The sequence below is a fragment of the Microbacterium sp. Z12_35 genome (assembly GCF_058310475.1).
The window spans coordinates 2,520,553-2,547,284 of sequence record NZ_JBZEGJ010000001.1 but is presented as its reverse complement, the minus strand read 5'-3'; the positions used below and the strand labels follow the sequence as shown (position 1 = coordinate 2,547,284).

General features: G+C 68.7%; 27 protein-coding genes. 9 read left to right on the top strand and 18 right to left on the bottom strand.

Features of this window, described 5'->3' with window-relative positions:
• Positions 1-6: 6 nt before the first annotated feature.
• Complete coding sequence (locus tag AC4FS1_RS12235; RefSeq protein ID WP_491155370.1) at positions 7-753, bottom strand: alpha/beta fold hydrolase; 747 nt, start codon at positions 751-753, stop codon at positions 7-9.
• A 156-nt stretch (positions 754-909) separates the two neighbouring features.
• On the opposite strand from AC4FS1_RS12235, the gene AC4FS1_RS12230 reads away from it, so the two are divergent.
• Positions 910-1,560, top strand: coding sequence for a GntR family transcriptional regulator (locus tag AC4FS1_RS12230; RefSeq protein ID WP_491155368.1), 651 nt, complete (start codon positions 910-912; stop codon positions 1,558-1,560).
• 229 nt (positions 1,561-1,789) lie between these two features.
• Here AC4FS1_RS12230 and dnaB read toward each other — a convergent pair whose 3' ends face one another.
• On the bottom strand, positions 1,790-3,157 hold the full coding sequence (dnaB, locus tag AC4FS1_RS12225; protein ID WP_491155366.1) for a replicative DNA helicase: 1,368 nt from the start codon (positions 3,155-3,157) through the stop codon (positions 1,790-1,792).
• A gap of 531 nt (positions 3,158-3,688) precedes the next feature.
• On the opposite strand from dnaB, the gene AC4FS1_RS12220 reads away from it, so the two are divergent.
• Together AC4FS1_RS12220 and AC4FS1_RS12215 are read left to right on the top strand one after the other, a co-directional pair.
• Positions 3,689-4,708 (top strand): hypothetical protein, encoded by a 1,020-nt coding sequence (locus AC4FS1_RS12220; protein ID WP_491155364.1) that lies wholly within the window; start codon positions 3,689-3,691, stop codon positions 4,706-4,708.
• An 86-nt stretch (positions 4,709-4,794) separates the two neighbouring features.
• Positions 4,795-6,996 carry a beta strand repeat-containing protein gene (locus AC4FS1_RS12215; protein ID WP_491155362.1) on the top strand — a complete coding sequence of 734 codons (2,202 nt, stop codon included), beginning with the start codon at positions 4,795-4,797 and terminating at the stop codon, positions 6,994-6,996.
• Positions 6,997-7,108: 112 nt separating this feature from the next.
• On the opposite strand, the gene rplI is transcribed toward AC4FS1_RS12215, so the two are convergent.
• The 4 genes from rplI to rpsF all read right to left on the bottom strand — a co-directional run bounded on the left by rplI (position 7,109) and on the right by rpsF (position 8,797).
• Positions 7,109-7,561, bottom strand: coding sequence for a 50S ribosomal protein L9 (gene rplI / locus AC4FS1_RS12210; RefSeq protein WP_491155361.1), 453 nt, complete (start codon positions 7,559-7,561; stop codon positions 7,109-7,111).
• 11 nt (positions 7,562-7,572) lie between these two features.
• The gene (gene rpsR, locus AC4FS1_RS12205) at positions 7,573-7,827 is read right to left on the bottom strand and encodes a 30S ribosomal protein S18 (RefSeq protein ID WP_491155359.1); all 255 of its coding nucleotides are present in this window, start codon (positions 7,825-7,827) and stop codon (positions 7,573-7,575) included.
• Between the two features lie 62 nt (positions 7,828-7,889).
• Positions 7,890-8,411 carry a single-stranded DNA-binding protein gene (locus tag AC4FS1_RS12200; protein ID WP_491155357.1) on the bottom strand — a complete coding sequence of 174 codons (522 nt, stop codon included), beginning with the start codon at positions 8,409-8,411 and terminating at the stop codon, positions 7,890-7,892.
• On the bottom strand, positions 8,411-8,797 hold the full coding sequence (gene rpsF, locus AC4FS1_RS12195) for a 30S ribosomal protein S6 (RefSeq protein WP_491155356.1): 387 nt from the start codon (positions 8,795-8,797) through the stop codon (positions 8,411-8,413). Before rpsF ends, AC4FS1_RS12200 begins: the two co-directional genes overlap by 1 nt.
• A 254-nt stretch (positions 8,798-9,051) precedes the next feature.
• Here rpsF and AC4FS1_RS12190 point away from each other — a divergent pair, with 254 nt between their 5' ends.
• Together AC4FS1_RS12190 and AC4FS1_RS12185 are read left to right on the top strand one after the other, a co-directional pair.
• Positions 9,052-9,957: a hypothetical protein gene (locus tag AC4FS1_RS12190; RefSeq protein WP_491155355.1), complete on the top strand. Its 906-nt coding sequence runs from the start codon at positions 9,052-9,054 to the stop codon at positions 9,955-9,957.
• Positions 9,954-11,087: a hypothetical protein gene (locus AC4FS1_RS12185; RefSeq protein ID WP_491155354.1), complete on the top strand. Its 1,134-nt coding sequence runs from the start codon at positions 9,954-9,956 to the stop codon at positions 11,085-11,087. Before AC4FS1_RS12190 ends, AC4FS1_RS12185 begins: the two co-directional genes overlap by 4 nt.
• Before the next feature lie 113 nt (positions 11,088-11,200).
• Here the strand turns inward: AC4FS1_RS12185 and AC4FS1_RS12180 are convergent, their stop codons facing one another.
• The 3 genes from AC4FS1_RS12180 to AC4FS1_RS12170 form a co-directional block, all read right to left on the bottom strand.
• Complete coding sequence (locus AC4FS1_RS12180) at positions 11,201-11,872, bottom strand: enoyl-CoA hydratase/isomerase family protein (protein WP_491155352.1); 672 nt, start codon at positions 11,870-11,872, stop codon at positions 11,201-11,203.
• A 280-nt stretch (positions 11,873-12,152) separates the two neighbouring features.
• On the bottom strand, positions 12,153-13,580 hold the full coding sequence (locus tag AC4FS1_RS12175; protein ID WP_491155350.1) for a CCA tRNA nucleotidyltransferase: 1,428 nt from the start codon (positions 13,578-13,580) through the stop codon (positions 12,153-12,155).
• A gap of 20 nt (positions 13,581-13,600) precedes the next feature.
• On the bottom strand, positions 13,601-15,163 hold the full coding sequence (locus AC4FS1_RS12170) for a DUF7059 domain-containing protein (RefSeq protein ID WP_491155349.1): 1,563 nt from the start codon (positions 15,161-15,163) through the stop codon (positions 13,601-13,603).
• Between the two features lie 98 nt (positions 15,164-15,261).
• Between AC4FS1_RS12170 and AC4FS1_RS12165 the strand changes: the two genes are divergently transcribed.
• From AC4FS1_RS12165 to trxA, 4 genes are all read left to right on the top strand, one after another.
• Positions 15,262-17,439 carry a DUF6049 family protein gene (locus tag AC4FS1_RS12165; protein WP_491155347.1) on the top strand — a complete coding sequence of 726 codons (2,178 nt, stop codon included), beginning with the start codon at positions 15,262-15,264 and terminating at the stop codon, positions 17,437-17,439.
• On the top strand, positions 17,436-19,028 hold the full coding sequence (murJ, locus tag AC4FS1_RS12160; protein ID WP_491155345.1) for a murein biosynthesis integral membrane protein MurJ: 1,593 nt from the start codon (positions 17,436-17,438) through the stop codon (positions 19,026-19,028). The genes AC4FS1_RS12165 and murJ overlap by 4 nt, the downstream gene beginning before the upstream one ends.
• A 72-nt stretch (positions 19,029-19,100) precedes the next feature.
• Positions 19,101-20,087, top strand: a complete 987-nt coding sequence (gene trxB / locus AC4FS1_RS12155) for a thioredoxin-disulfide reductase (protein ID WP_491155344.1) — start codon at positions 19,101-19,103, stop codon at positions 20,085-20,087.
• A gap of 63 nt (positions 20,088-20,150) precedes the next feature.
• The gene (trxA, locus tag AC4FS1_RS12150) at positions 20,151-20,474 is read left to right on the top strand and encodes a thioredoxin (protein WP_491155342.1); all 324 of its coding nucleotides are present in this window, start codon (positions 20,151-20,153) and stop codon (positions 20,472-20,474) included.
• Positions 20,475-20,553: 79 nt separating this feature from the next.
• On the opposite strand, the gene AC4FS1_RS12145 is transcribed toward trxA, so the two are convergent.
• The 9 genes from AC4FS1_RS12145 to rpmH form a co-directional block, all read right to left on the bottom strand.
• Positions 20,554-20,901, bottom strand: coding sequence for a tryptophan synthase subunit alpha (locus AC4FS1_RS12145; RefSeq protein ID WP_491155341.1), 348 nt, complete (start codon positions 20,899-20,901; stop codon positions 20,554-20,556).
• A gap of 98 nt (positions 20,902-20,999) precedes the next feature.
• The gene (locus AC4FS1_RS12140; protein WP_491155339.1) at positions 21,000-21,956 is read right to left on the bottom strand and encodes a ParB/RepB/Spo0J family partition protein; all 957 of its coding nucleotides are present in this window, start codon (positions 21,954-21,956) and stop codon (positions 21,000-21,002) included.
• Positions 21,956-22,870 carry a ParA family protein gene (locus AC4FS1_RS12135; protein ID WP_491155337.1) on the bottom strand — a complete coding sequence of 305 codons (915 nt, stop codon included), beginning with the start codon at positions 22,868-22,870 and terminating at the stop codon, positions 21,956-21,958. Before AC4FS1_RS12135 ends, AC4FS1_RS12140 begins: the two co-directional genes overlap by 1 nt.
• 569 nt (positions 22,871-23,439) lie before the next feature.
• A complete protein-coding gene (gene rsmG / locus AC4FS1_RS12130) occupies positions 23,440-24,066 on the bottom strand; it encodes a 16S rRNA (guanine(527)-N(7))-methyltransferase RsmG (RefSeq protein ID WP_491155336.1) in 627 nt (208 codons plus the stop codon).
• A gap of 21 nt (positions 24,067-24,087) precedes the next feature.
• Positions 24,088-24,597: a Jag family protein gene (locus AC4FS1_RS12125; RefSeq protein ID WP_491155334.1), complete on the bottom strand. Its 510-nt coding sequence runs from the start codon at positions 24,595-24,597 to the stop codon at positions 24,088-24,090.
• Positions 24,598-24,613: 16 nt separating this feature from the next.
• Positions 24,614-25,714, bottom strand: coding sequence for a membrane protein insertase YidC (yidC, locus tag AC4FS1_RS12120; RefSeq protein WP_491155332.1), 1,101 nt, complete (start codon positions 25,712-25,714; stop codon positions 24,614-24,616).
• Positions 25,715-25,718: 4 nt separating this feature from the next.
• Positions 25,719-26,075, bottom strand: a complete 357-nt coding sequence (gene yidD, locus AC4FS1_RS12115; protein ID WP_491155330.1) for a membrane protein insertion efficiency factor YidD — start codon at positions 26,073-26,075, stop codon at positions 25,719-25,721.
• Entirely contained in the window at positions 26,072-26,410 is a 339-nt protein-coding gene (rnpA, locus tag AC4FS1_RS12110; protein WP_491155329.1) for a ribonuclease P protein component, read from the bottom strand. Before rnpA ends, yidD begins: the two co-directional genes overlap by 4 nt.
• Positions 26,411-26,419: 9 nt before the next feature.
• Positions 26,420-26,557, bottom strand: a complete 138-nt coding sequence (rpmH, locus tag AC4FS1_RS12105) for a 50S ribosomal protein L34 (RefSeq protein ID WP_033105593.1) — start codon at positions 26,555-26,557, stop codon at positions 26,420-26,422.
• Positions 26,558-26,732: the final 175 nt, after the last annotated feature.

Below are 26,732 nucleotides of genomic sequence, written 5' to 3'. Positions count from 1 at the left end.
CTGCGCTCAGCGACCGACGCGCAAGGCGGCCTTCGCGGCCTCGTCGATGGTGTCGGAGACGACCCCGGCCTGGGTGATGAACACATCATGACTGGCGGCGACCCGGGTGATCTTCGCGCCGCTCCTCGTCGCCATGTGCTCCAGCATCGCCGGGTCGAAGGACTTGTCGTCCGTGGCGATGACCGCCCAGGTGGGCTTGTCCCGCCAGGCCGCGTTCGTCACCGCCGCGCCGAAGACCGACATGTTGATCGGGATCTGCGAGTCACGGAGGAACGCGGCATCCTCATCACTGGCGTCCGCCGCGAACCCGGCCTTGAACTTCTCGTGGTTGAGGAATCCGTACCCGTCGTCCGCCACGTCGATGACGAAGTCCGGCGTGGGGGCGAACCCCTCGTACTGCTGACCCGTCGTCTGGCCGGCGTCGGGCGCCAAGGCGGAGACGTAGACCAGCCCGGCGACGTTCGGGTGCACGCCCGCCTCGGTGATGACGGTGCCACCCCAGGAGTGCCCGACCAGAATGGTGGGTCCGTCTTGCCGACTGAGAACCCGCGTGGTCGCCGCGACGTCGTCTTCCAGCGACGTGAGTGGGTTCTGCACGACCGTGACCGTGTATCCGCGCGCCGTCAGGTTCTCGTAGACGCCGCGCCATCCCGACCCATCGGCGAACGCCCCGTGCACCAGCACGACGTTCTTGACCCCCTGATCTTCCGTGTTCTCTGAAAGGACCCCCGCCTGGGCGTCGATCGTGCTCACGTCGTTCTCCTCTCCCTGCCGTACCGGCCCTCGCCGGACGGGTCATCGTCAGACCGGTGATCATCGGTCCGATGTGCAATATATTGCATATCGTATTCATCGGCAAGGCCCTGCGGGAAATTCGGCGACGGGCGCGACGTGTGTGCAATATGTTGTATGCCGATTCCGCGCGACACCCCTGCCGTCGACCGCACGCTCCTGCGCGATGACGTCTACCGACGGCTGCGGGACGCTCTCGTGGATGGGACGTTTGCGCCGGGAGAGCAGCTCAAGGACGCCGAGCTCGCGGGATGGCTCGGGGTGAGCCGGACGCCGGTGCGCGAGGCTCTGCTCCGCCTTGCCGCGAGTGGGCTGGTCGTCGCCCTCCCGGGTCGTTCCACGACCGTCAGCGCCATCGACGCTCCGATGGTGCGCGACGCGAGAGATGTGGTCGCCGCCATGCACGAGCTGGCGGTCCGGGAGGTGACCGGCCGCCTCAGCGAGGCGGAGATCGCGCGCATGCGGGGCGCGAACCGCCGGTTCGCCGCTGCCGTGGCCTCAGGGGATGTCACCGGGGCGCTGGATGCGGACGAAGAGCTCCACCGGGTTCCGATCGCCGCGCTCGGCAATCAGGCCGCGGAAGCGGTGCTGGAACAATTCGAGCCGCTGGTGCGCCGCGCGGAGCGGCTGCGCTTCGGCGCCGACGGCTCTGGTTCGGTCGATCGACATGAGCAGCTCATCGATCTCATCGAAGCGGGGGATGCGGACCGCGCGGCATCGGTGGCCTTCGACATCTGGCGCAGCCTGGAGCCCGCCGCGGAGGTCTGACGTGGTGTTCGACGGCGAGAACGCCCTCCAGCCTCTCGGCGTGGCAGGGTGGGCCACGCTCCGAGTTGCGGATCTCCGGGAGCGCCGTTCCCCGCAATCCACTGCTCATTCTCGAGCGCGGCCACGGGCGTCCGCTCGTGCGGCGGAAAGCGGTGGTGCTCGGGTACGGCAACGAGGAGTTGCGGTCCGGGAACGCCCATACCGAGCGCTTACGCGCGCGGGCGAGTGATCACATCGCGGGCGCCATGTCGGTGAAGCGAGAGTAGTGACCCTGGAAAGCCACCGTGATCGTGTCGGTCGGGCCGTTTCGGTGCTTCGCCACGATGAGGTCGGCCTCACCCGCACGCGGGCTGTCCTTCTCGTACGCGGCCTCGCGGTGCAGCAACACCACCATGTCGGCGTCCTGTTCGATCGAGCCCGACTCACGCAGGTCGGACAGCGCCGGCTTCTTGTCGGCGCGCTGCTCGGGACCACGGTTCAGCTGCGACAGCGCGATCACCGGGCACTGCAGCTCCTTAGCGAGGAGCTTCAGCGCACGGGAGAACTCGCTGACCTCCTGCTGTCGCGACTCGACCCGCTTACCGCTCGTCATGAGCTGCAGGTAGTCGATGACGACCATCTTGAGCCCCTCGCGCTGCTTGAGCCGACGGCACTTCGCGCGGATCTCGACGAGCGTCATGTTGGGACTGTCGTCGATGTAGAGAGGCGCATCGTTGATCCGCCCGCGGGTGGCGGCGATCGTCGTCCAATCGCGTGAGTCCAGAGTGCCCTTACGCATGCTCTGCAGGGGGATGGCGCCCTCCGCGCTGAGGAGGCGCATCGCGATCTCGCTGCGACCCATTTCGAGCGAGAAGAAGATCGTCGGCATGTTGTGCTTGATCGCCGCGGCGCGGGCGAAGTCGAGCGCCAGCGTCGACTTACCCATGGCGGGGCGCGCGGCGATGATGATCATCTGCCCGGGGTGCAGGCCGTTGGTGAGCTGGTCCATCCCGGAGAAGCCGGTGGGGATGCCGGTCATCTGGCCGTCACGGCCGCGAGCGGCCTCGATCTCATTGACGGCAGCATCCACCGCTGTGGTGAGGGGGACGTAATCCTCCGCGGTCTCCGCGCCGGAGACGTTGTAGATCTCGGCCTGCGCGTTGTTGACGAGGTCGAGCGCGTCTCCCTGACCCGAGTAGCCCATCTGCACGATGCGCGTTCCGGCTTCGACGAGTCGGCGAAGAAGCGCACGCTCAGCGACGATCGACGCGTAATACCCCGCGTTCGCCGCCGTCGGGACGATGGATGTCAGCGTGTGGAGGTAGTCCGCCCCGCCGGCCCGCTGGAGCTCACCGGTCTTGATCAGCTCGTCCGTGACGGCGACGACGTCGGTGGGCTCCCCGTGGGAGTACAACGACAGGATGGCCTCGAAGATCAGCTCGTGCTTCGGGATGTAGAAGTCCGCGCCGCGCAGCGTCTCGATGACGTCGGCCACGGCGTCCTTGGAGAGGAGCATGCCGCCCAGCGCGCTCTGCTCGGCAGGCAGGTCGTGCGGAGGGGTGCGTTCGGCCCTTCGGGGTCCGCCGAGGCGTTCTTCCGAGATGTCGGCGATCGACACGCGCTCTCCATTCCGTCGGGTACGGGTAAGGTCCGCTCAGACAGGGCGAATCTCCGCTGCGATCACCGGTCGGCGGCGCGCGTCACCCCGTGCCCTAATGGCAACACGGACCCCCGACACGCCCCTGGCGCGACCCTCAGCGGTTTGTCCTGGTGGGCTGGACCCACGGTAAGCACGCCCCCTGGCAGGCGCAAACCGGGCTGTGGATAACTATGTGGAATCTCTGCGGGAAACGCCGCCGCGCCTGTGCACAACGCCTGTGGACAACGGCGGATAACTATTTCATTCGACCATATGAACCGCCGCTTGACCGGCCCTTTTTTCGTCCACATGCTCTTTCCACGGATGTGATTGAAGCGTGGGTTGAAGGTTGCGTCCGACATGCCGGTGGTTGTGTACAACCCGGGGGATAACTTTCGAGCCGGTAGTGAAAGTATCGCCCGCTGTCAAGTTCTCTTGCCCTCAGGCTTTCCTCAGCGCTATCTTCACACCAGGGGCTCACCGCCCGTGCCATCGCGAGGAGGTGAATACGTGAACATCGCATACCACCACCGTCGGCTTCAGCCGGCGCGCGTCGTGCTGCTTGCGCTGCTCGCCGGCATCGCCTGGTGCGTGCTGTGCTTGTTCGCGTCCCCCTCCTCTGCGTCCGCGCAGGAGGGCTCCTCCGCTCCGAGTTCGGGACTGCTCGGGACCGTGGTCGAAACCCACGGCGGCGCCGGACAGACCCTGCAGCAGACGACCACCGCTATCGATCAGGCCGTCACGCATGTCGCCACTGCTATCGCGCCGGCGCCCGCGCGCGTCGCGCAGCCGGTCGCCGAGGTGGTGCCGCCGGCCACCCAGGTGGTGGAGACGACGACTCAGGCCGCGAATGCAACGGTGAACGACGTCGCAACCAGCACCGTGGGTACCGTCGCAACGGCCCTGACGGAGGTCGCCGACGCCGGTGCCGTCACCGCTGTCGTGAAGCCCGTCGTCGGCGTGACATCGAGCGTCCCGGTCGTGGCAGACCTCCTCGACCGAACGCGCGTCCACCAGAACCTCATCGGGATCGCTTCCGCCGTGGACAGCACAGTATCCGCTGTCGTCGGCCACGCCGCCCCGCTGGCACCCCTGCTCCCCACGCTCCCGGTGATGGGCCTCACCCCGATCACGGACACGCTCGAGGTGACGGTGCCCGGTCTCGGCGCGCCGCTTCCCGAGGCTCCTCTTCTGGCGCCCTCGGGTCTCCCCGGCACGCTGCCACCGAATGCGGCGGTTTCGGGCGTGGGCTCCGCCTTCGGTGCGCTGGCTTCGCCCGCGCGCTGGGTGAGCAGTGCCCCAGTATTGACGTCGGCCGTTCCAATGGAGACACCGGGGGCATCCAGCGCAGGACTTCTCGGCGCTACCGGCTCGATCAACACCGGCGGTGCGGCCGGCACCGGTCTTCTTCTGGCCGTCGGCCCCTCCGACGCGCGCAGCGCCGCGCCTTTCCTTACCTCGGTGCAGCAGCACGTGAACGATGCGCTTCCCGGCGCACCGGTCTACGACACCGACATCTCCCCTGACTGAGTGAGTGATCGCGCCGCGCCTGTGCGCGGCAGACGGTCCCCGCGCGTTCGCGCGCACCATCCAACTCACTCATTTAGGGGTACATCATGCGTAGATTCATGAAGAAAGCGCTTCTCGGAGCGCTCGTCGGGGGCGGCATCGCCGTCCTCGGAGCAGGGGTCGCATCCGCGGCCGAAACATCCGGCGACGGCGGTGTGCTGTCGGGCACACAAGCCCTGGTCTCGGTCGACATTCCGGTGACCGTCAGCGGCAACGCCATCTCCGTCGTCGGCGACTCGTCGTCCGACTCCGCCGCCACAGCGGCTCCGGCTCCCGCTGCCGCGCCGGCGGCGATCACCACGGGGTCGGAGGGCATTGCATCCGGCACCCAGGCGCTCGTGAACGTCGGCGTTCCCGTCAACGTTTCGCGCACCGCGATCTCGGTGCTTGGCGACAGCACGTCCACCGATGCGACCATCGCCCCGGCGGCGCCTTCGGTCGTAGCCGCACCACCGTCGCGGACCTCGGGTGATGACAGCATCCTGGGCGGCACGCAGGCCCTTATCGGCCTCACCGTGCCCGTGACGGTATCGGGCAACGCGATCTCCGTCCTCGGGGACGCTGAGTCGGCGGACGCGACCACCACCACCACGGCGGCGCCTTCCGGCGCAACGGGGAGCCCGACCACCGGCGGTGCGGACAGCATCGCCGGCGGCACCCAGATCGTCGCACCCATCACCGCACCGATCACCCTCGGCGGCAACGCCATCTCGGTGCTCGGTGATGCCACCACCGAAAACAGCACCACCGTGGTCGCACCGAACGCCGGTTCCGGCGCAACGGGGGCCCCGACCACCGACGGTGCGGACAGCATCGCCGGGGGCACCCAGGTGCTCGCACCGATCACCGCACCGATCACCCTCGGCGGAAACGCCATTTCGGTGCTCGGCGACGCCACCACCGAGAACAGCACGACCCTGGTCGCACCCAACACCGGATCGGGTGCCTCGGATGGGCCCACCACTGGCGGCAGCGACAGCATCGCCGGCGGCACCCAGGTCGTCGCACCGATCACCGCACCGATCACCCTCGGCGGCAACGCCATCGCAGTGCTCGGTGACGCCACCACCGAAAACGGCACCACCGTGGTCGCACCGAACGCCGGTTCCGGCAACTCGGAAGGCCCCACCACCGACGGTGCGGACAGCATCGCCGGCGGCACCCAAGTGGTCGCACCGGTGACACTGCCCATCACCCTCGGCGGCAACGCCATCGCGGTCCTCGGTGACGCCACCACCGAGAACAGCGCCACCGAGGTCGCACCGAACGCCGGTTCCGGCGCAACGGGGGCCCCCACCACCGACGGTGCGGACAGCATCGCCGGCGGCACCCAGGTCGTCGCACCGATCACCGCACCGATCACCCTCGGCGGAAACGCCATCTCGGTGCTCGGTGACGCCACCACCGAGAACAGCGCCACCGAGGTCGCACCCAACACCGGTTCCGGCGCAACGGGGGCCCCCACCACCGACGGTGCGGACAGCATCGCCGGCGGCACCCAAGTGGTCGCGCCGGTGACACTGCCCATCACCCTCGGCGGCAACGCCATCGCGGTGCTCGGCGACGCCACCACCGAAAACAGCACGACCCTGGTCGCACCGAACGCCGGATCGGGTGCCTCGGATGGGCCCACCACCGACGGTGCCGACAGCATCGCCGGGGGCACCCAGGTGGTCGCACCGATCACCGCACCGATCACCCTCGGCGGCAACGCCATCGCGGTGCTCGCTGACGCCACCACCGAAAACGGCACCACCGTGGTCGCACCGAACGCCGGTTCCGGCAACTCGGCAGGCCCCACCACTGGCGGCAGCGACAGCATCGCCGGGGGCACCCAGATCGTCGCGCCGGTGACGCTGCCCGTGACCGTCGGCGGAAACGCCGTCTGTGCCGTGGGGGACTGCACCACGGCCGGTTCGACCACGGTCGTTCCTCCCGCCCCGCCGGTCGGCCCGACCGACCCGACGGACCCGACGGACCCGACCGACCCGACCGAACCGACCGTTCCGACCACCCCCGCCGCTCCGGGAACCCCCGGAACCCCGGGTGGCGCGGATGACGGCGTGATCGGCGCTCCCGCGGGCCTCACGGCCGCTGGCCTCACGGCCGGTGGACTCACGGCCGGTGCCACGGCCTCCGCTGAGCTCGCTCAGACCGGTGGCGGCTCGGCACTGGCGGGCCTGCTGATGGGAATGCTCCTCCTCGGCGGGGGTGCGGTGATGTTCGTCCGCCTGCGTCGGGTGGCGTAAGCCGGGCGAGGAGGGTGGGTCCACATGGGCGCACCCTCCTCACCGGATCCACAGCCGTGAAACGACGGATGCCGCGGTCCCCGAGGGGTCCGCGGCATCCGGTGTGCGTCCGTTACTTCGCAGCAACCACCTGAAGGGTGATCACGGCGGTGACGTCGTCACGGAGACGAATCGTCGCCTCGTGCTCACCGACCGCCTTGATGGGCGAGGTGATGTGGATCTTGCGCTTGTCCAGGTCGCCGAATCCGGCGGTCTTGACCGCGTCAGCCACGTCGCCGGTCTTCACAGAGCCGAACAGACGCCCTTCGGCGCCCGCCTTCACTGTGAGCTTGACCTTGTTGGACTCGAGCGTGTTCTTCAGGGCCACGGCCTCTTCGTGGTCGTGGATGGCGCGAGACTCGCGGGCCGCGCGAATGGACGCGACCTGCTTCTCGCCACCACGGGACCACGCCACCGCGAAACCCTGGGGGATGAGGTAGTTACGGGCGTACCCGTTCTTGACCTCGATCACGTCGCCGGCGCTTCCGAGCCCGGCGACCTCATTCGTGAGAATCAGCTTTGCCATGCGGGTGCCCCTTAGCGGCCGGCGCCGGCGTAGGGCAGGAGCGCCATCTCACGCGCGTTCTTGATCGCGCGAGCGATGAGACGCTGCTCCTGCACCGAGACACCGGTGATACGACGGGCGCGGATCTTTCCGCGCTCCGAGATGAACTTGCGGAGGGTGGGGATGTCCTTGTAGTCGATGACGCCGACGCGGGTCGGCTTCGCGGGAGCGGTGGGCTTGCCACCCTTCCGCGGCTTCCGGCGATCGCCGGTGGCCTTTCCAGCCATGTTTCCTTCTTTCGTATGAAACGCGGATGCTGCAGCTCAGCGAGCGCGGCATCCAGCGTGAATCAGAACGGGGTGTCGTCTCCGTAGTTACCGGGGGCGGACCACGCGTCAGCGCCGGCGGCGCTTCCGCTGGCGGAGCCGGGCGTGGACCACGGCTCCTCCGTGACCTGCTGACGGGGCTGGCTTCCGCCACCGCCGCCACCGCCGCCGGCGCCCGAGCTGGCCGCGCGCGTCACCTGAGCGGTGGCGTAACGCAGCGAGGGGCCGATCTCATCGACCTCCAGCTCGATCGAGGTGCGGTTCTGGCCTTCGCGATCCTGGTAGGAGCGCTGCTTCAGGCGACCGGTCGCGATGACCCGAGCGCCCTTGGTGAGCGAACCCGCCACGTGCTCGGCGAAGTCGCGCCACACGGATGCCCGGAGGAACAGCGCCTCGCCGTCTTTCCACTCGTTCGCCTGACGGTCGAACGTGCGCGGAGTAGATGCGATGGTGAAGTTCGCCACCGGAAGCCCGTTCTGCGTGTAACGCAGTTCGGGGTCGGCCGTGAGGTTTCCCACAACGGTGATGACGGTTTCGCCGGCCATCAGGCGTCCTTCTTAGCCGTCCGGGTCTCGGCAGCCGCCGCCTTGCGGGCAGCCTTGGCCTCCTTGCGGAGCGCTTCCGAAGCGACCAGAGCGATGGCTTCCTCGGCCCGAAGGACCTTGGTGCGCATGATCTGCTCGTTCAGCTTGAGCTGACGGTCGAGCTCCTGCGTCGCCTCGCTGGTGGCCGTGAAGTTCACGACGGCGTAGATGCCCTCGGTCTTCTTCTGGATCTCGTACGCGAGACGGCGGCGGCCCCAGATGTCGACGTTGTCGATGGTGCCCCCGTCGGTCGTGATGACCTTGAGGAACTTGTCCAGGTTGGGTGCAACCTGGCGCTCGTCGAGCTCGGGATCGAAAATGACCATGAGTTCGTACTGGTGCGTCACTAACCCACCTCCTTCGGACTAGAACGGCTGCCGGGCATTTCCCGGAAGCAGGAGGGTGTGTGCATGTCGTCCGCGTGCGCGCGAATGGCGTCGCCGACAACCTTCACAGTGTATCCGATGCCCAGCTCCGCTGCATCCGCACCCCTCAGCTTGGCCGCGAGAAACCACACTTCGGGCGAGACACCACGCGACGCGGTGAGTCTCGCGGGGAATGTGGTGTCTCGCGCGGAGGGGCGGTGGGTAGCGTGGCGTGCATGGAGTGGACAGAAGACGTCAGCGCCGGCGACTGGATACGCGCGCGCCTGGACGACGGACCTGCGTGGGACGCCACGATGCACGGCGTCATCCCGCGAGGCTTCCCCGCCTATGCCCGCCTCTTCCACCCGGGGCTCGCCGACGACACCGCGGTGACCTGGGAGGCGGCGGCCGCGGCGTTCGGCACGGAGATGCACGGCACGGCTCAGTGGAACCGCATCGTTCGGCGCGGAGGCGGTGGCCCGCACGCGCGGGACGCGGACGCGGTCAAGGCCCCGGACGGGCGCGTGTACTCCGCGCCGCAACCGGGACGGCTGGATGCGGCGCAGCTGAGTGCGACCGCGCGCCACCTCGCCGCCCACACCAGCACCCCGGAGGATGTGTACATCGCAGTCTGGGAGGGGTGGGGCGGCATGCTCGGATTCTTCGGCGAGGCGCCCGCGCGCGCGACGCTGACCCTGGTCGGTGGCGACGACGACCCGGAGCTGTTCGCCCGCCACAGCGCGATGCTCGCGCGCAGCATCCATGACCCGTTCAACAACGTCTTCCGAAAGCCCGTGTGGCAGCCCGGCCTGCTTTCGGACGAGATCTCGCGCGGACCACGACTGCGCCTCCCCAATCGCGACCATGTGCTCTTCCGCGGCTCGATCGCCGACTTCGTCGACCCCGGATGGGCGTCGCGCGTGCCCTGGGCGGAGGACAGTCCGGACTGGACCGCGTCACCCAGCCTGATCTGGCCGGCCGACCGCGCATGGATCCTCGTCACCGAGGTGGATGACGACTCGACCATCATCGGCGGGAGCCCCGACCTCATCCGCGCACTGTGCACGGACCCCGCCCTCGAGGCGCATGCGGTCCGCGAGGGCGCCGACCTGTCATGGGACGCGGATGAGGTGAACCGATGAGCGCTCCTGCACCGATCACGTTCAACTCGCAGCCGCTCACAGAGCCGGTCGATCGGGCGACCGCCAAGGCATACGTCCGCGAACTCCGCGCGCAGGGGAAGGGCTCGGGATCCAGCGCGACGGCGATCGTCGTCATCTGCGTCGTCGGCGTGTTCGTGCTCGGGGTGTTCGGCACGGTCTTCGGCTCCTTGCTCAGCCTGATGTCATCCTCCGGAGGCGGCTTCAGCTTTCCGCTGATCCTCCCCTTCCTCTTCGTCGGTGCCGTGGTGGCCGTATTGATCGTCTCCCTCGTCCGCGGCGGCGGAAGCTCGGTCCGGTGGTACCGCCTGGACCGCTTCGCGCGCGCGAACGGCATGGCCTTCACCCCGGTGATTCCGGCACCGGCGCTCCCCGGCATGATCTTCCAGCGCGGCAGCTCACGCCAGGCCAGCGACCTGGTGCGCGGCGAGCAGCCCCGTTTCGTAGAGTTCGCGAACTACCGGTACACGACGGGGTCGGGGAAGAACCGCACAACGCACAAGTGGGGCTATGTCGCGGTGAAGCTCGACGTGCCGCTGCCGCACATCGTCCTGGACGCGGTGGGAAACAACGGCCTCTTCGGCGCCTCCAACCTCCCGGCCGCGTTCGATCGTGATCAGCGCCTCAGCCTCGAGGGCGACTTCGACAAGTACTTCTCGCTGTACTGCCCCGCGGACTACGAGCGCGACGCGCTGTACCTGTTCACCCCCGACATCATGGCCCGCTTCATCGACAACGCCGCCGCGCTCGACGTCGAGATCGTCGACGACTGGCTCTTCCTGTATGCCAAACGCGATCTCTCCACCCTCGACCCCGCGACGTGGGCGTGGCTGTTCTCCGTCGTGGGAGCACTGCTCGACAAGCTCGCACAGTGGGCCCGCTGGCGCGACGAACGTCTGGTCACCACAGCGGTACCGGCAGCGGATGCGGTGGCCTCCGGCATCCCCGGCGCCGTCGACGGCCCGATGCCGGTGCTCACGCCGCCTCCACCGGGCGTCGCCCCGGAGGGTCGCCGCCTCAAGCGCGGATTCTCGTGGGGAACGGTGATCGTCTTCGGACTGGTGATCGGCTGGTACGTGCTCACGGGCATCATCGAGGCGCTCGGCAACTGAGGACGGCACCCGCGGCGCGCCGGGTTCTGAGATCGTCCGCGGATCCGGGGCATCCGGCGTACCTCGTCCGACCCCGGCGACATCCTCCGAATCCGCGAAGGGCGGCCGGGCGGTCAGCGGTTCATGTCGGCGAACAGCTGCACCGACGCATCCAGCGCCTCGTCGTAGCCCATCTCCGCGAAGCGGTAGAAGGCGGGGCGCCCGATCGCGGCGATGGAGCCCGCCCGAGCGGCCTTCGCCAGCCACTCCCCGGCGACGGCGACGACCTGGTCGGGTTCCGCGAGAGCGTTGATCAGGCCGATTTCCCGAGCGCGCTCGGCGGTGAACGGCTCTCCCGATCCGACGTTCTCCATCGCCGCACGGGCGCCCAGCCGCTGGATGAGCGGCACCTGCGCGACCATCGGCCAGATCCCCAACGACACCTCCCGCGTCCCGATCAGCGCACCCCGAGCCGCGACGGCGTAGTCGGCGACAGCGACGATCGAGGCTCCGGATGCCACGGCGTCGCCGTTGACCGCCGCCACGACAGGGGTGCCGAGGGTCGGCACGTACTTCAGCAGGGCGGCCAGCGCGGTGGCGAATTCCACCGGGTCGCCGCCGGCCCGGATCGCAGGGATGTCCAGCCCGCTGCAGAACACGTCACCGGCACCGGTGAGGATGATGCCGGTCACCTCCGGGTCGGCGTCGGCCGCGCGGAGCTGCTCAGTCAGGTCGGCGAGCACCTCGGGGTTCAGGAGGTTCCCCTCGCCCGACGGATTGAGGATGGTGATGGTCGCGATGCTCACGGGAGCGCCCCTTCCTGGCGAGACGGCCTGCGTCGATGCAGACGTGGCTTCATTCTGCCTGCTGCCGCGCCGCCCGGCCCGCGGTGCATCCGGAGCGCGACCGCTGCCGCGGTCTGCCGGCACGTCATGACGTCGGAGGATCGCGCCGATGTCGGAGCATTTGGCCGTTATCCTCCGACCGAGGTGCGATCATCCGACGATGACGCGGCGGGGCGGGCGGCGCGGGCGCGGCGAGCGGCGGCAGGCGCAGACGCGGCGAGCGGCGCGGGCGCCCAGCGGGTCAGGCGCGAGCGGCCCACCATTCGCGGAGGCGGCGCTCGGCCTCCTCCTCGCCCAGCGGCCCCTCGTCGAGCCGAAGGTCGAGCAGGAACCGGTAGGCGTCGCCGACCTCGCGACCTGGGCGGATGCCGAGGACCTCCTGGATGCGGTTGCCGTCGAGGTCGGGCCGCACCGAGTCGAGCTCCTCCTGCTCGCGCAGCGCGGCGATCCGCGCTTCGAGGTCGTCGTACGCCCCGGCCAAGCCCGCGGCCTTGCGCTTGTTGCGGGTGGTCACGTCGGCGCGCGTGAGGATGTGCAGCCGCTCGAGTTCGGCACCGGCGTCCCGCACGTAGCGGCGGACGGCGGAATCGGTCCAGGTTCCTTCGGCGTAACCGAAGAAACGCAGGTGCAGCTCGATCAGCTTCGCGACCGACCCGATGGTGTCGGAGTCGAGGCGGAGCGCCTGCAGGCGCTTGCGCACCATCCGCGCGCCCTTGATGTCGTGGTGGTGGAACGTGACTCCACCGCCGGGCTCGAGCCGGCGCGTCGCCGGCTTCCCGATGTCGTGGAGGAGCGCCGCCAAGCGCAGGGGAACGTCGGGGGCGGCACCGGGATGCCGCGACTTCTCGAGTGCGATGGCTTGACGCAGCACGGTCAGGGAGTGCTCGTACACGTCCTTGTGGTGATGGTGCTCGTCGATCTCGAGGCGCAGCGCGGGCACCTCGGGGAGGAAACGTTCCATGAGGCCGGTGTCGACGAGGATCCGGAGTCCGCGGACCGGATCGTCGGTGGTCAGCATCCGCACCAGCTCCGACTGAATCCGCTCGGCACTGACGATCGACAGGGTGTCGCCGAGTTCTGCCATCGCGGCCAGCGTCTCGGGGTCGACCTCGAACCCCAACTGGGCCGCGAATCGAGCGGCGCGCAGCATCCGCAGGGGGTCGTCACCGAAGCTCACGGCGGGTTCGATCGGCGTGCGGAGGCGCCGCGCGATCAGATCCTCCACGCCACCGGCCGGGTCGACGAGCGTCTTCCCCGGTATCCGCAGCGCCATGGCGTTGACGGTGAAGTCGCGCCGCGACAGATCCTCCTCGAGGGTGTTCCCGAAGGCGACGGTCGGCTTGCGTGTGAGCCCGTCGTAGCTGTCGGCGCGATACGTGGTGATCTCGACCTGCTCGCCCGATATCCGCGCCCCGATGGTGCCGAACTCGCGGCCGACGTCCCACCGTGCCGAGGAGATCGGCGTGATGATGCGGAGGATGTCATCGGGACGCGCGTCGGTGGTGAAGTCGAGGTCATGCGTGACACGGCCCAGGAGCGCGTCGCGCACCGGGCCCCCGACCACAGCCAGTTCATGCCCGGCGTCGGCGAAGGCGCGCCCAAGGCGGGCAACGACGGCGGAGTCGGCCAGCGCGTCCAGGCGCGCGACACCCTCGGCCATATTGAGCATGCGTCGAGCCTAACCGGGCCTCAACCCGTCGAATCCGCCGAGCCCGGGATCGCCTCCGAGGCGCCGTCGGCGAAGCGGAGGAATCCGGTGAACACCAGCTCCCTGACCCGCGGGTACAGGTCGTCGCGGAGGGCACCGGCGTCGACCTCGAGGAGTTGGGCGATCGCGTCCACGAGCGCGCCGAGCGTCAGGTCGCCGTCGCACGCGCCCACGAGCGCAGCGAGCGCCGAGTCGACCGACAGGGCGCGGCCGAATCCGGCGCCCTGACGCAGCTCGATGACCGTGGGCGCCTCCTCACCGGGCCGGTGGTGGCGGGCTTCGGTCACGTCGGGGGCCACGGCGAACCGGGAGGCGGCGAGGGCATCGTCATCGAGGTGTGCCAGCCGGTCGTGAGCGGCGAGCGCGGCGGCCAGATGAGCGCCGGGGGCTGCCCCGACCGCCCCCACGAGGCGCTCGTAGCGGGCGAGAGAAGGCGCGCCTGCCCCTGGTCGCCGCAGCAACACGTACCCGAACCCGATCTCGGTCACGCCGCGGGCGTCGAAGTCGTCGAGCCACGCGTCGATCAGCTGGGCGAACTCCGCAGACCCCGGCACGGTGCCGCCGTCGCGCACCCACAGCTCGGCGTACGCGAGCGGGTCGAGTCGTTCCCGCTCGATCACCCACGCATCGACCGGCACCTCGGATGCGGCGACCCACCCCCGCACCCGATCGAGGCCGTCTTCGTCCCCTCGGTACTCCCAATTGCCCAGCAGCTGCGCGACGCCGCCCGGCGTGAGGTGCGCTCCCGCCCCGCGCACGACCTCCGCTACAAGACCGTCCCCGACGCGACCGCCGTCGCGGTACTCGTATGCGGGCACGTCGGCGCCCCGGGGCGTGATGACGAAGGGCGGATTGGTGGCGATGCGGTCGAATTGCTCGCCGGCGACCGGCTCGAACAGGCTGCCCTGCCGGGTCTCGATGCCGTCGACGTGATTGAGAAGCGCGTTGAGCTCGGTGAACCGCAGGGCACGCGCGGACACGTCGGTCGCGATGACCCGCGCAACGTTCCGCCGCATCCGCAGCGCCTGGATGCCGCATCCGCTGCCGACATCCACCCCCGTCTGGGCGCGCCCCGCGATCTGCAGCCCGGCGAGCGTGAGGGATGCTCCGCCCACGCCGAGCACGTGATCCTCCGGCAGAGCGCCCCCGAGCGCCGCCTCATCCAGGTCGCTCGCGATCCACCACTCCCCCTCTCCGGCGTCGTCGGAAAAGGCTTGCGGGCGCACGATGGCGCCCGCGTGGACGGTGTCGCCCCGAACCTCGGCCAGTCCCAGCCCGGCGAGACCCTCCGCGCGCGTCTGCGGCAGCGCCGCATCCACGTCTGCCACCGACTGCGCCACACCCAGGCCGAGGAGGCGCGCGAGCACGGTGAGCGGATCACGCCGGTCGCCGAGGGCGCGGAGGGCCGGACCCCGCAAGCCCCGGGCGATGGCGGCATCCCCCTCCGCCGTCCAGGCAGAACGCAGTGCCTCCGAGCTGTACTCGGCGGCACGCAGATCGATGGCGAGCGCCGCGGCGAGCGCGGAATCGGGGTGCGGCAGCATCCGTCCATTCAATCGTTCCGCGGGGCGCACGGTGACCTCGAAGGGACCGCCCATAGAATCGCTGCGGTGCGGTCGCCCTCTGCCCGCGCCGGAGCCTCATGATCCCAACATCTCCCGCCCCGGCCCGCGCGCCGCGTCACCGATGGACGCGACGCGTCTTCGCGACGGGCTTGGCGGCACTCCTCGCCCTGTCCGGAGCTGCGTCCGCCGCTGCCACCGGCACGCCCTCGCCCTCCCCCTCTCCGACGGGCCCGCCGCTCAGCGGGGTGGTGGAACTCACGCTCTCGCCGGTCGGCAACGGCATCCTGCGTCCCGGGCAGCAGTTGTCGGTATCGGCGACCATCGAGAACGGCACGCCCGACGCCCTTCCCGTCACCGACGTGTCACTCGAACTGGGATCCGCTGCACTCCCCGACCGGGACGCGCTGGGCGCGTGGCTGTCCGACGACGACCCCGCCGCCCTCGCGCCGGTGGGAACGGCATCCATCGACGCCGTCCCCTCGGGCGCAGATTCGACCTCGGGCGTGGTGGTCGCCGCAGACAATCCGGCCCTCGCCGCCCGCCCGCCCGGGGTCTACCCCCTACGGGCGACCGCTGTCGTCGGCGGCACGACCCTCGTGTCCACGAGCGTGGTGGTGGTGCCCGACGACGCGGTGACAGCGAGGGTCGGAGTCGTCGTACCGATCACCGCTCCTCCCGGGTCGGCCGGGCTTCTCGATGCCGAGGCACTGGCGGGCCTCACCGCATCCGACGGTGAACTCACCGCACAACTGGATGCGGTGGAGGAGACAGCCGCCATCCTCGCGGTCGACCCCGCGCTTCCGGCCGCCATCCGCGCCCTCGGAACGGCCGCTCCACCGACCGCGGCGCAGTGGCTGGCCCGGCTCGAAGCCCTGCCCCAGACGCGCTTCGCGTTGCAGTTCGGCGATGCCGACCTGGCCCCGCAGATACACGCGGGACTTCCCGCTCCGCTGCAACCCACGTCGCTCGCCTCGTACATCTCGGCGCAGGATGTGGTCACACCGGCGACCCCGAGTGCCACCGCGACACCTGGCACCGACGATCCCTCCTCCCCGGCGCTCCCCGACCTGGCGCAGCTCACGGCGATCGGGGCGAACGCTCATTCCGGGGTGCTCTGGCCCGCGACCGGCAGCGCCGGCGCCGACGTCGTCGCAACGCTGGGTGCCACGACCGTGGGGGGCGCACCTTCCCTGACCCTCGTGCCCTCCGCCACCACATCCGCCGGATCGGAGAACCGCACCGCCGCCGCACGCGCCACAGCCGGCGCGGCGCAGCTGCTCGTCTACGACTCCGAGGTTTCCGCCGCGCTCCGCGACGCCGCGGACGAGCCCGACACTTCGCTGCGCGGCGCCCCCCTCACGGAGGCGACCGCGTATCTCTCCTTCGCCGCCCGGGAGAGCGGCGGCCAGCCGCTCCTCGTGACGGTGGACCGCGGGGTCGGCCGCGATCGCGTGAGCCTGCGCACGGCCATCACCGCCGCATCCCTCGCCCCGGGGGTGAGCACGCTCGGGATGCCGGAGCTCGCCGCAGCGTCGCCGACCGAGGTGAGCGTCACGGAGATCCCCGCGGATGCGGCCCGCGTCGGGGAAGTGACGCAGCTCCTCGCCGACGAGACGGCGGTCGCGAGTTTTGCGACGATCCTCGACGACGCGTTGCTGCTGACCGGACCCCAGCGCGCCGAGATCCTTCAGCTGCTGGCAGTGGGATGGCGGAACGACCCCGTGGCCGCCTCCGCCGCCATCGCGGAGCACCGCCAACAGACCAGCGCAACGCTGGACGCGGTCGGGATCCTGCCCTCCAGCGTGTTGAACCTCATCAGCTACGACGCGAACTTCAGCCCGTGGATCCGCAATGACCTGCCCTATCCGGTGAATGTCGTGCTCGTGGCGCAGCCGGATGACCCGCGGCTCATCGTCGCCGAACGGACGGAGGTGCCCGCATCCGCCGCCAGCAACACGCGCGTGACCGTCCCGGTGCAGGCCCGTGTCGGCAACGGCACGGTGACCGTCACGATGCAGCTGTACAGCCCCACGGGCGTTCCCGTCGGCGCGGTCCAGAGCGCCGAGGTCGAGGTGCGCGCCGAATGGGAGACCATCGGCCTGGTCGTCCTCATCGCGCTCATGGTGCTGTTCGTCGGACTCGGTATCGTCCGCACCGTGCTGCGGCGCCGCCGCGCACGGATCACGGAAGACGCGGATGCTGCGTTGACGCCCGAGGTCCGTACGGACGAGCGGCCGCCGGGGGCTGCGGAATGAGCGGTCTCGGGCGCGCCAGCATCCTCATCGGCGCCGGCACCATCGTTTCCCGACTGACGGGGTTCGTCCGCTCCGTCGTCCTCGTCTCCGCCGTGGGCGCCACCGCCGCGGGCGGGAACGCGTTCGCGATCGCGAATCAGCTACCGAACAACATCTATGCGATCATCTCGACAGGTTTGCTCAGTGCCGTGGTGGTGCCGCAGATCGTCCGCGCGGCCGCTCACGACGACGGAGGCCGCGCCTTCGTGTCCAAGCTGTTCACACTCGGGGCGGTCGCGCTTCTCGCCGTCACCGCCGCGGCGACCCTTGCCGCCCCCTGGCTGGTCGCGCTGTACGCGCCGGAGTTCTCCGCGCAGCAGCAGGCGCTGGCGGCGGCGTTCGCGTATTGGTGCCTGCCCCAGATCCTCTTCTACGGCCTGTACGCGCTCGTCGGCGAGTCACTGAACGCCCGCGGTGTGTACGGCCCGTTCACGTGGGCACCGATCGTGAACAACCTGGTGTCGATCGCAGGCTTCGGGGCCTTCATCGTGCTGTTCGGCACCGAGCCCGCCCTGAGTTCCTGGACCCCCGAGATGGTCTCCCTCCTCGCCGGGACCGCCACTGCGGGCATCGTCGTCCAGGCCGCCATCCTGTTCGCCTTCTGGCGCCGCACCGGCCTTCACGTGCGACCCGACTTCCGCTGGCGCGGGGTGGGGCTGGGGCAGATCGGTCGGCTCGCGGGGTGGACGTTCCTCATGGTCGTCGCGGGGCAGCTCGCCGGACTGGTGCAGTCGCGGATTCTCTCCATCGCGGCCGAAGACCACCCGGGGGTACTGGTCTCGCAGAACGCATGGCTGCTGTTCATGCTCCCGTACTCGATCATCGTGATCTCCATCGGCACCCCCTACTTCACCCGGCTGAGCGGCCACGCCGCCGCCGGCCGGGACGACGATGTGCGCGCCGACATCGTCAGCAGCATCCGCGTGCTGGGTCTGTTCGTCGTCGCGGCCACGGCCGCACTCGCGGTGGCCGCAGTGCCCGCGTCCCGTATCTTCACCGACAGCGCCGACGAGGCGCGGGGGGCCGCGGGCGTTCTGCTGTGCTTCCTCGTCTGCCTGGTGCCGCTGGCCGTCCTGTTCGTGATCCAGCGCACGTTCTACGCCTACAACGACACCCGCACGCCCTTCCTGTTCACGCTGCTGCAGAGCGCTCTCGTCGTCGCCACAGCGCTGTGGGCACAATCGCTTCCCGTCGAGCAGCTCGCAGCGGGAATCGCCCTGGGACAGTCGCTGGCGAGCACCGTCCAGGTGATCATCGCGACGCTTCTCCTCCACCGACGCCTCGGGGGCATCGGTGTCGCGCGTTGGATGAGTTCTCTCGCGCGCTTCGCTCTGGCCGCGATCCCCGCGGCCGCAGCAGGGTGGGGCGTCCTGGTGCTTCTCGGCGGAGACGAGGGGTGGACGACGGCCGACAAGCTTCTGGGCGCCCTCGGTGCCGCGGTCATCGGTTCCGTCGTGCTGGTCGTGTACCTCGGCATCCTGGCGCTTTTCCGCGCTCCGGAGCTGACCCCGGCGGTGGGGATGCTGCGCCGTTTCCTGCCCCGCCGCTGAGGCCTCGGGCCGTGGAATATCCCCGGGCTACGATGGGTTTACACCCGAGAACCTACGAAGGGGGCGACGCACGTGCGTCACGTCATCATCATCGGATCTGGCCCCGCCGGCTACACCGCGGCGATCTATGCCGCGCGAGCGAACCTGGAGCCGTTGGTCGTCGCAAGCTCGGTCGAAGCCGGCGGCGAACTCATGAACACCACCGACGTGGAGAACTTCCCGGGCTTCCCGGAGGGCATCCAGGGGCCCGACCTCATGACGAAGATGCAGGAGCAGGCCGAGCGCTTCGGTGCCGAGGTCGTTTACGACGATGTCGTCGACCTCGACCTCGACGGTGACGTCAAGACGGTCACGCTGGGGAGCGGCGCGGTTCACACCGCCGCATCCGTCATCTACGCCACCGGATCCGCGTACCGCAAGCTCGGTCTCACCGGCGAAGAGCGACTGTCCGGCCGTGGGGTGTCGTGGTGTGCCACGTGTGACGGCTTCTTCTTCCGGGACCGCACCATCGCCGTCGTCGGCGGCGGCGACTCGGCGATGGAGGAGGCCACCTTCCTGACGAAGTTCGCCTCGAAGGTCTACATCATCCACCGCAAGGACTCGCTGCGCGCGTCGAAGATCATGCAGGAGCGCGCATTCGCGAACGAGAAGATCGAGTTCATCTGGAATGCCCAAGTGGCAGACATCCTGGGTGAGGATGCGGTCAACGGCGTCGTGCTGCAGTCAACCGTCGACGGCTCGACCGTTGAGTTGCCCCTGGACGGGCTGTTCGTCGCGATCGGTAACGACCCGCGCACCCACCTCGTTCACGGCAAGCTCGATCTGACCCCCGAAGGCACCATCTGGGTGGATGGGCGTTCCTCGCGGACCTCCGTCCCGGGGGTCTTCGCCGCAGGGGATGTCATCGACCCGACCTACCGCCAGGCGATCACCGCAGCCGGCAGCGGAACGGTGGCCGCGCTCGACGTCGAGCACTTCCTGGCCGCCCGCGGCGAAGCCGGCCTGCCCGAGGTGACCGAAGACCAGATCGACGGTCTGCCCGGCGCTCAGGCGGCCTGAGGAACAAACACGAGCGTCGGCGCGTTGTCTTGGCTGACATTCTTTCCCGATAAGGAGATCACAATGAGCGCAAAGGCCACCACCTCTGCCACTTTCGAGCAGGACGTGCTGAAGGCGGAGGGTCCCGTCCTCGTGGACTTCTGGGCCGCATGGTGCGGACCGTGTCGGATGGTGTCGCCGATTCTCGACGAGATCCAGTCCGACCACCCTGACAAGATCACGGTTCTCAAGCTCAACGTCGACGAGAACCCCGACCTCGCGATGAAGTATCAGATCACTTCGATCCCGGCCATGAAGGTGTTCCAGGGCGGCGAGGTCAAGACGACGATCATCGGCGCGAAGCCGAAGTTCGCCCTCGAGAAGGACCTGGCTGACTACATCGGCTGAGAACCTCCGAACGCAAACACCCCGTCGAGCTCCGGCTCGGCGGGGTTTTTGCGTGCCCGATCCATCATGACCCGAGGGCCTAGGAGGCATCCAGGCGCACGGAGGCGTCCCAGCGGCGGTGCGTCTCCTCGTCGCCCAGCAGACGCCAGACAGCGCGCGTGAGGGCTGGGTATTCGAGGGCGATCTGGCGCAGGACGCGGTAGTGACGGGCGCGGTTCGGCCGCACGCCGCCGTTCTCCGCGATGTTCTCGGCGCGCAGCGTCAGGACGACGAGCTCATCCACGGTCGGGAGGTCTTCCATGAACTCCCACGGGTCCTCGCCGTCGAGAAGACGTTCGTGCACGAGCACCGAAAGCTCGTCGGCTGCCTCCGCGCGCAGCAACTCCAGGCTGGCCCTCCTCCGGGGCTGGTCGTCGTGTGTCGCCATATATCCAGCGTACGACCGACCACCCCTACGAAAGTCCCTGCTCGTCATTCCATGGGGTGCGAATCAGCGTATGCCGATCGCCGTATGTTACCGATCGGTCAGGCGCCGAACCCGTCTTCACCGAGCTCAGAGAGGATGCGGTTCAGGTCCTCAATCGTGGCAAAATCTATCACGACCTGGCCTTTTCTTGCGGACAGGGACACTCGCACGCGCGTATTGAGGCGGTCGCCCAGGCGTTCCGCCACCTCCTCGAGGTGGCCACGCCGCGCGCCTGCCTTGGGCGCGGGACCCCGCCGGTTGCCGGCGTGAGCACCCTTCGCAATCGCCTCAGCGGCGCGAACCGAAAGGTCTTCGTTCACGATCTTGTCGGCAAGCTTGCGCATCGCCGTCTCGTCCTCGAGCGACAGGATGGCACGCGCATGACCCGCGCTGAGGACCCCGGCTGCGACCCGCTGCTGCACGGGGAGCGGCAATCGGAGCAGGCGGATGGTGTTGCTGATCTGCGGTCGCGAGCGTCCGATGCGTGAAGCCAGCTCCTCCTGCGTGATGCCGAAGTCTTCCAGCAGCTGCTGATATGCCGACGCCTCTTCCAGAGGGTTCAACTCCGACCGGTGAAGGTTCTCCAGGAGCGCGTCCCGCAGAAGGTGCTCGTCGGCGGTATCGCGCACGACGGCCGGGATGGTCTCGAGACCCGCCTCACGCGCAGCGCGTGTGCGGCGCTCGCCCATGATCAGCTCGTAGCGCCCCTCCCCCACATCCCTGACCACGATCGGCTGCAGCACGCCGAACTCGCGGACGCTGTGCACGAGCTCAGCGAGGTCGTCCGAGTCGAAATGCGACCGTGGCTGACGCGGGTTGGGGACCACGGCATGCGGGTCGACCTGGATGAGGCGTGCCCCGGGTACCGCCACGAGATCACCGGGAGCCGCCGGCTCGGGCGTCTCAGCTGCCTGCGATGCCCCCGGGAAGAACACATCCACGGGCCGCGCCTCGGACGGCTCCGCCGTCGGGATGAGCGCGCCGATCCCGCGTCCCAGTCCAGTCCTCTTCGCCATCAGGAGCCTTTCTCTTTCTTGCCACGTGCAATGATCTCGACTGCCGCTTCGCGGTACGCCACCGCTCCGGCCGACGCCCCGTCATAGGCGATCACTGTCTGTCCGAAACTCGGAGCCTCCGACACGCGCACAGAGCGTGGGATGACCGTGCGGAGGACCTCGTCGGGGAAGTGCGTGCGCACTTCCTCCGCGACCTGCTGCGCGAGGCGGGTACGCCCGTCGTACATCGTGAGCATGATGGTCGAGACGTGAAGGTCGGTATTCAGATGGCGCTGGATCATCCGCACACTACCGAGAAGCTGGCTGAGGCCCTCGAGCGCGTAGTACTCGCACTGGATGGGGATGAGGACTTCCTGCGCGGCGGTGAACGCGTTGATCGTCAGCAAGCCCAGCGACGGGGGGCAGTCGATGATGACGAAGTCCATTCGCGGATTCTCCGCGGCCAGGTAGTCGTCGAGCGCCGTTCGTAGGCGGTGCTCGCGCGCCACTTGGGAGACAAGCTCTATCTCCGCGCCGGCGAGGTGGATGGTGCTCGGTGCACAGAAGAGGTTCTCGGACTCCGGGCTCTGCTGCACGATGTCGGCGAGGGGGAACTCGTCGATCAGTACGTCGTAGACGCTGGGCGTATCCGCCGTGTGGGGGACACCCAAGGCGGTGGATGCATTTCCTTGCGGATCGAGGTCGATCACGAGGACGCGTGCTCCCACGGCGGCCAGCGCAGCGGCGAGGTTCACTGCGGTGGTCGTCTTACCGACGCCACCCTTCTGATTCGACACCGTGAAAACCCGGGTCGTCGTCGGCAACTCGACCGTGACCTCCTGCAGCGCCCGCCGGCGGGCGGAGAGATCCGCGAGCTCACGGGCGATGGGGGAGTCGAACGTGACGCCGGACCCGGAGTCGTCGGATTGTTTCACGTGAAACGCTCTCCCTTTGCACTCGGTTCCGGACGGTTCAGTCTACCTGTGACCGCGCCCTCCGCCCGCCGCCGAGCCGCGCGCGGCCCGCGATGTTTCACGTGAAACATCGTCCCGTGCGCCCGCGAACGCTCGCGTATCGGGAGTTTCTTTAGCCGACCCGCAACGAGGTGGGGGAATGCCCGTCAGCTCCGGAGCGCGCGACCTCGGCAGGCGCGACGCGGCCTCGAAACCCCCGTCGAATCACGGAGTTCGGCGAGGGAGGCGGATATCGGCCCGCCACCGACGAACGCTACCGGTCCACGGTCAACCCACCTCATGCGCGCGCGTCAGCTAGCCGTTTCCACCCGGCGTGGACCCGCGGTCTTGCCCGACGGACAAGGGAAGCGTGAGACCGAGTGCGGAGGCCACCCCAGCCCAACCCTAGGTCCGGCGCCAAGCCCGGCGTCGAAACCCAGGGCCACACCCAGAACGGCGCACCGCTGCACCGCTAAGCCAAACCGGCCAGCATTGCGATGTTTCACGTGAAACATCAGGCGCGACGCGCGCGTGGAGTTTCACGTGAAACATCAGGCGCGGACGCGCGCGCGGACCACCCGGGTCGGCTCGGCGAGGAGCCCTTCACCGAGTGTCTCGATGTGCACGTCCGACAAGCGGTGTGCGCGGATCTGCTTACGCGCAGCGTCGATCTCTGCCGGTGCGTTTGCGCCCTTCAGGAGGATCAACTCGCCGCCATCGCGCACCAGCGGGGCGGTCCAGGGAATCAGCGTACGGAGGGCACTCACGGCACGCGCGGTCACCGCATCCAGCGTCCCCGCACCACCCCAGTCTTCACTGCGTGACCGAACCACCTCGACGTTGTCCAGACCGAGGTTCTCGACCTGCTCCGACAGCCACTGCGTCCGTCGCTCCATCGGTTCGATGAGAACCCAAGAGACGTCGGGCCGCATGATCGCCAGCACCAGGCCGGGTAGGCCGGCGCCGGACCCGACATCACCGACGCGACCGGAGAACAGGGGTGCGGCAACCGCGCTGTTCAGGATGTGGCGCGTCCACAGCCGCGCCGGCTCCAACGGCCCGATCAGGCCGCGTTCCTCACCATGGGCTGCTAACGCGTCCGTGAAGGCGCGCGCCGTGTCGATCCGATCACCGAAGATCGCCGCGGCCGCCGAGGGCTCTGGTTCGACGACCGTCATCGATGTTTCACGTGAAACATGTCACGCACGCCGAAGGACCGTGTGCCTGTCGGCACCCTCGCCGTAAGACTCGGACACGAGGCCACGGTCGGCAGCGACGTCGTGGACGAGCTTCCGCTCGTAGCTGGACATCGGCGGGAGTGAGGCCTGTGAGGCCCCTGCGTCGAGGCGCTCCATAGCGCGGTCGACAAGTTGCTCCAGCTCACGCTGGCGCATGTCGCGGGAGCCGCCGACATCGAGGATGAGCCGCGAGAAGCGGCCTGTGCGGTTCTGCACCGCGAGGCGCGTGAGTTCCTGAAGGGCCTGCACCGTCTCCGGCTCGGACAGCTTGACCAGCGAACCGGACGACTCCGCCTCTACGGACACATACGCACGGCCGCCGCGGACATCCAGGGCAAGATCACCGTCGATGTCGGCGATGTCGAGGAGTTCCTCGAGGTAGTCGGCGGCGATGTCGCCTTCCTGCTCGAGCTGTTCGTCCGTGACGACCGCATCGGAGGCGGGCGCGACGTCGGTGGAGTCAGAGGTCATGAGAATCCTTGGTACGTCAGGAGGTGGGCGAGGAATCGGGGGTACCGGGGGAGCGTGGGTTATCCGGCCCGGCAGAACCGCCGCCGGGCGCCGGCTTCTTGGCCCCACCCTGCTGCTTCTTGGCACGCTGCTTACTCACGGGCTGCTGCCGCTTGGGGCTGGCGGCCCGGGCGCGCTCCGCCTCTTCGAGGAGGCGCTGCTGTTCGGCCTGGTACTTCTCCATCGAGATGACCTTGCCGCTGGAATCGATGGCCTTCCCCTTGCGCGCGAGGCGCTCCTCGCGTGCCTTCGCCGCATCCGATCCCGGTGTCGGCATTTCACGGATGACCACGAACTGCTGGACCATCGTCCACAGGTTGCTGACGAACCAGTAGATGACGACGCCGAGCGGGAAGAAGACGCCCGAGAAGATGAAGGCCAGCGGAAGGATGTAGAGCATCACCTTCTGCATCTGGTAGGCCTGGCCGGTCTTCGCCTCGGGGGAGAGGTTCTTCGAGATGATCTGAAGCTGGGTGAAGAACTGCGACGCGATCATCAAGACGACCAGTACGACGAGGATGGCGATGGCCACACCGTTGCTCGTCTCGAAGGCGTTGATGAGCGTCTCGTGGAGCGAAGCCACTCCGAAGAGTTTGGCGTCGTAGAACTCTTGGGTCAGGTCATTGTTCAGCAGCCCGACTCCGGAGAAGTCGGGGTCCCTGCGGATCTTCTGGACGTCATTGAGCACACTGAACAGAGCGAAGAAGATCGGCATCTGCACGAGGAGCGGCAGGCAGCTGGACACGGGCGTCGTCCCGTGCTTCTTATACAGCGCCATCGTCTCGCGGCTCATCGCCTCACGCGAGAGCTGATCCTTCTTACCGCGGTACTTCTCCTGAACTTTCCGCAGTTCAGGGGCTATTTCCATCATCTTTCGCTGGCTTTTGATCTGCCGGACGAACAGCGGGATGAGGGCCGAACGCAGGACGATCACCAGGCCGATGATCGACAGCACCCAGGTGATGCCATCCGCGGGCGGGAGCCCGATGAAGGTGAAAAGCGCATGCCACCCGACGAGCACGAGCTCGACCAGCCATTTCAACGGCCAGAGAATGGTTCCAATGAGGTCGAATCCCACGGATTCAGTCCTTTCCAGGGGGCACGACGAAACCGTGCGGGGTGAGCTCGTAACGGAAAGCGCGGCGCGGCTTCACATCGTCGATGCCGCCCTGAGCCCAGGGGTGGCACCGTGCGAGTCGGGCGGCCGCCAGCGCGCTGCCCTTGACCAGTCCATGCTGTTGGACGGCCCCGACCGCATAGGCCGAGCAGGAGGGATAGTACTTGCATACATCGCCGTATACATGGGAGATCGTTGCACGGTAGCCGTGAAGAAGAGCGAGCCCGGCATTCCGAGGTAGAAGCGGAACCGACTCCAGAAGGTTGGATGCTGCGAGATGGCCGCGCCCGACGAACGCGACCGGCAGGGTCGAGGTACTCACGCGGCCGCCTTGCGTCCCAGGCAGCGGACGACCTCGTCACGCAGCACGGAAAAATCGACCGTCGCTGCGCTGGGCAGCGCGCGGATCACCACGTCGGCATCGGGTCGGAGACCCGGTAGCGCCTCGGCGCACACAGCCTTCAGCCGGCGCCGGATGGTATTGCGCACGACCGCAGACCCCACCTGCCGGCTCACGATGAAACCGAACCGCGCGACGGTGGAATCACCGACGCTACCCACGTAGGTCACCGTGTGCGCGCCCGCACACCGCTGGCCCCGCCGGACGATGGCCTGGTAATCCGATCCGCGGGTGATCCGGTTCGGTCTGGCGAGCACTGGTGCGAGTCAGGCGGAGAGCTCGGTGCGCCCCTTGGCGCGGCGAGCAGAGAGGATGCCGCGGCCGGCGCGCGTGCGCATGCGGGCACGGAAGCCGTGCTTCTTGGCGCGGCGACGGTTGTTCGGCTGGAACGTACGCTTGGTCATGAGGTCACTCCGGAAGTGGTGTTCCCCGAGAGCTCATACCGGGGACGATGCGGATGGGGACTGCCGTGAAGGCATAAGTCAACCGACTAAGGCTACGTCGCAGCCGGAGATAACTCAAACCCGCCGTCCGCAGGCGCACATTATCCCCAACCTGGGCGTTTACCCTGGCCCGGAC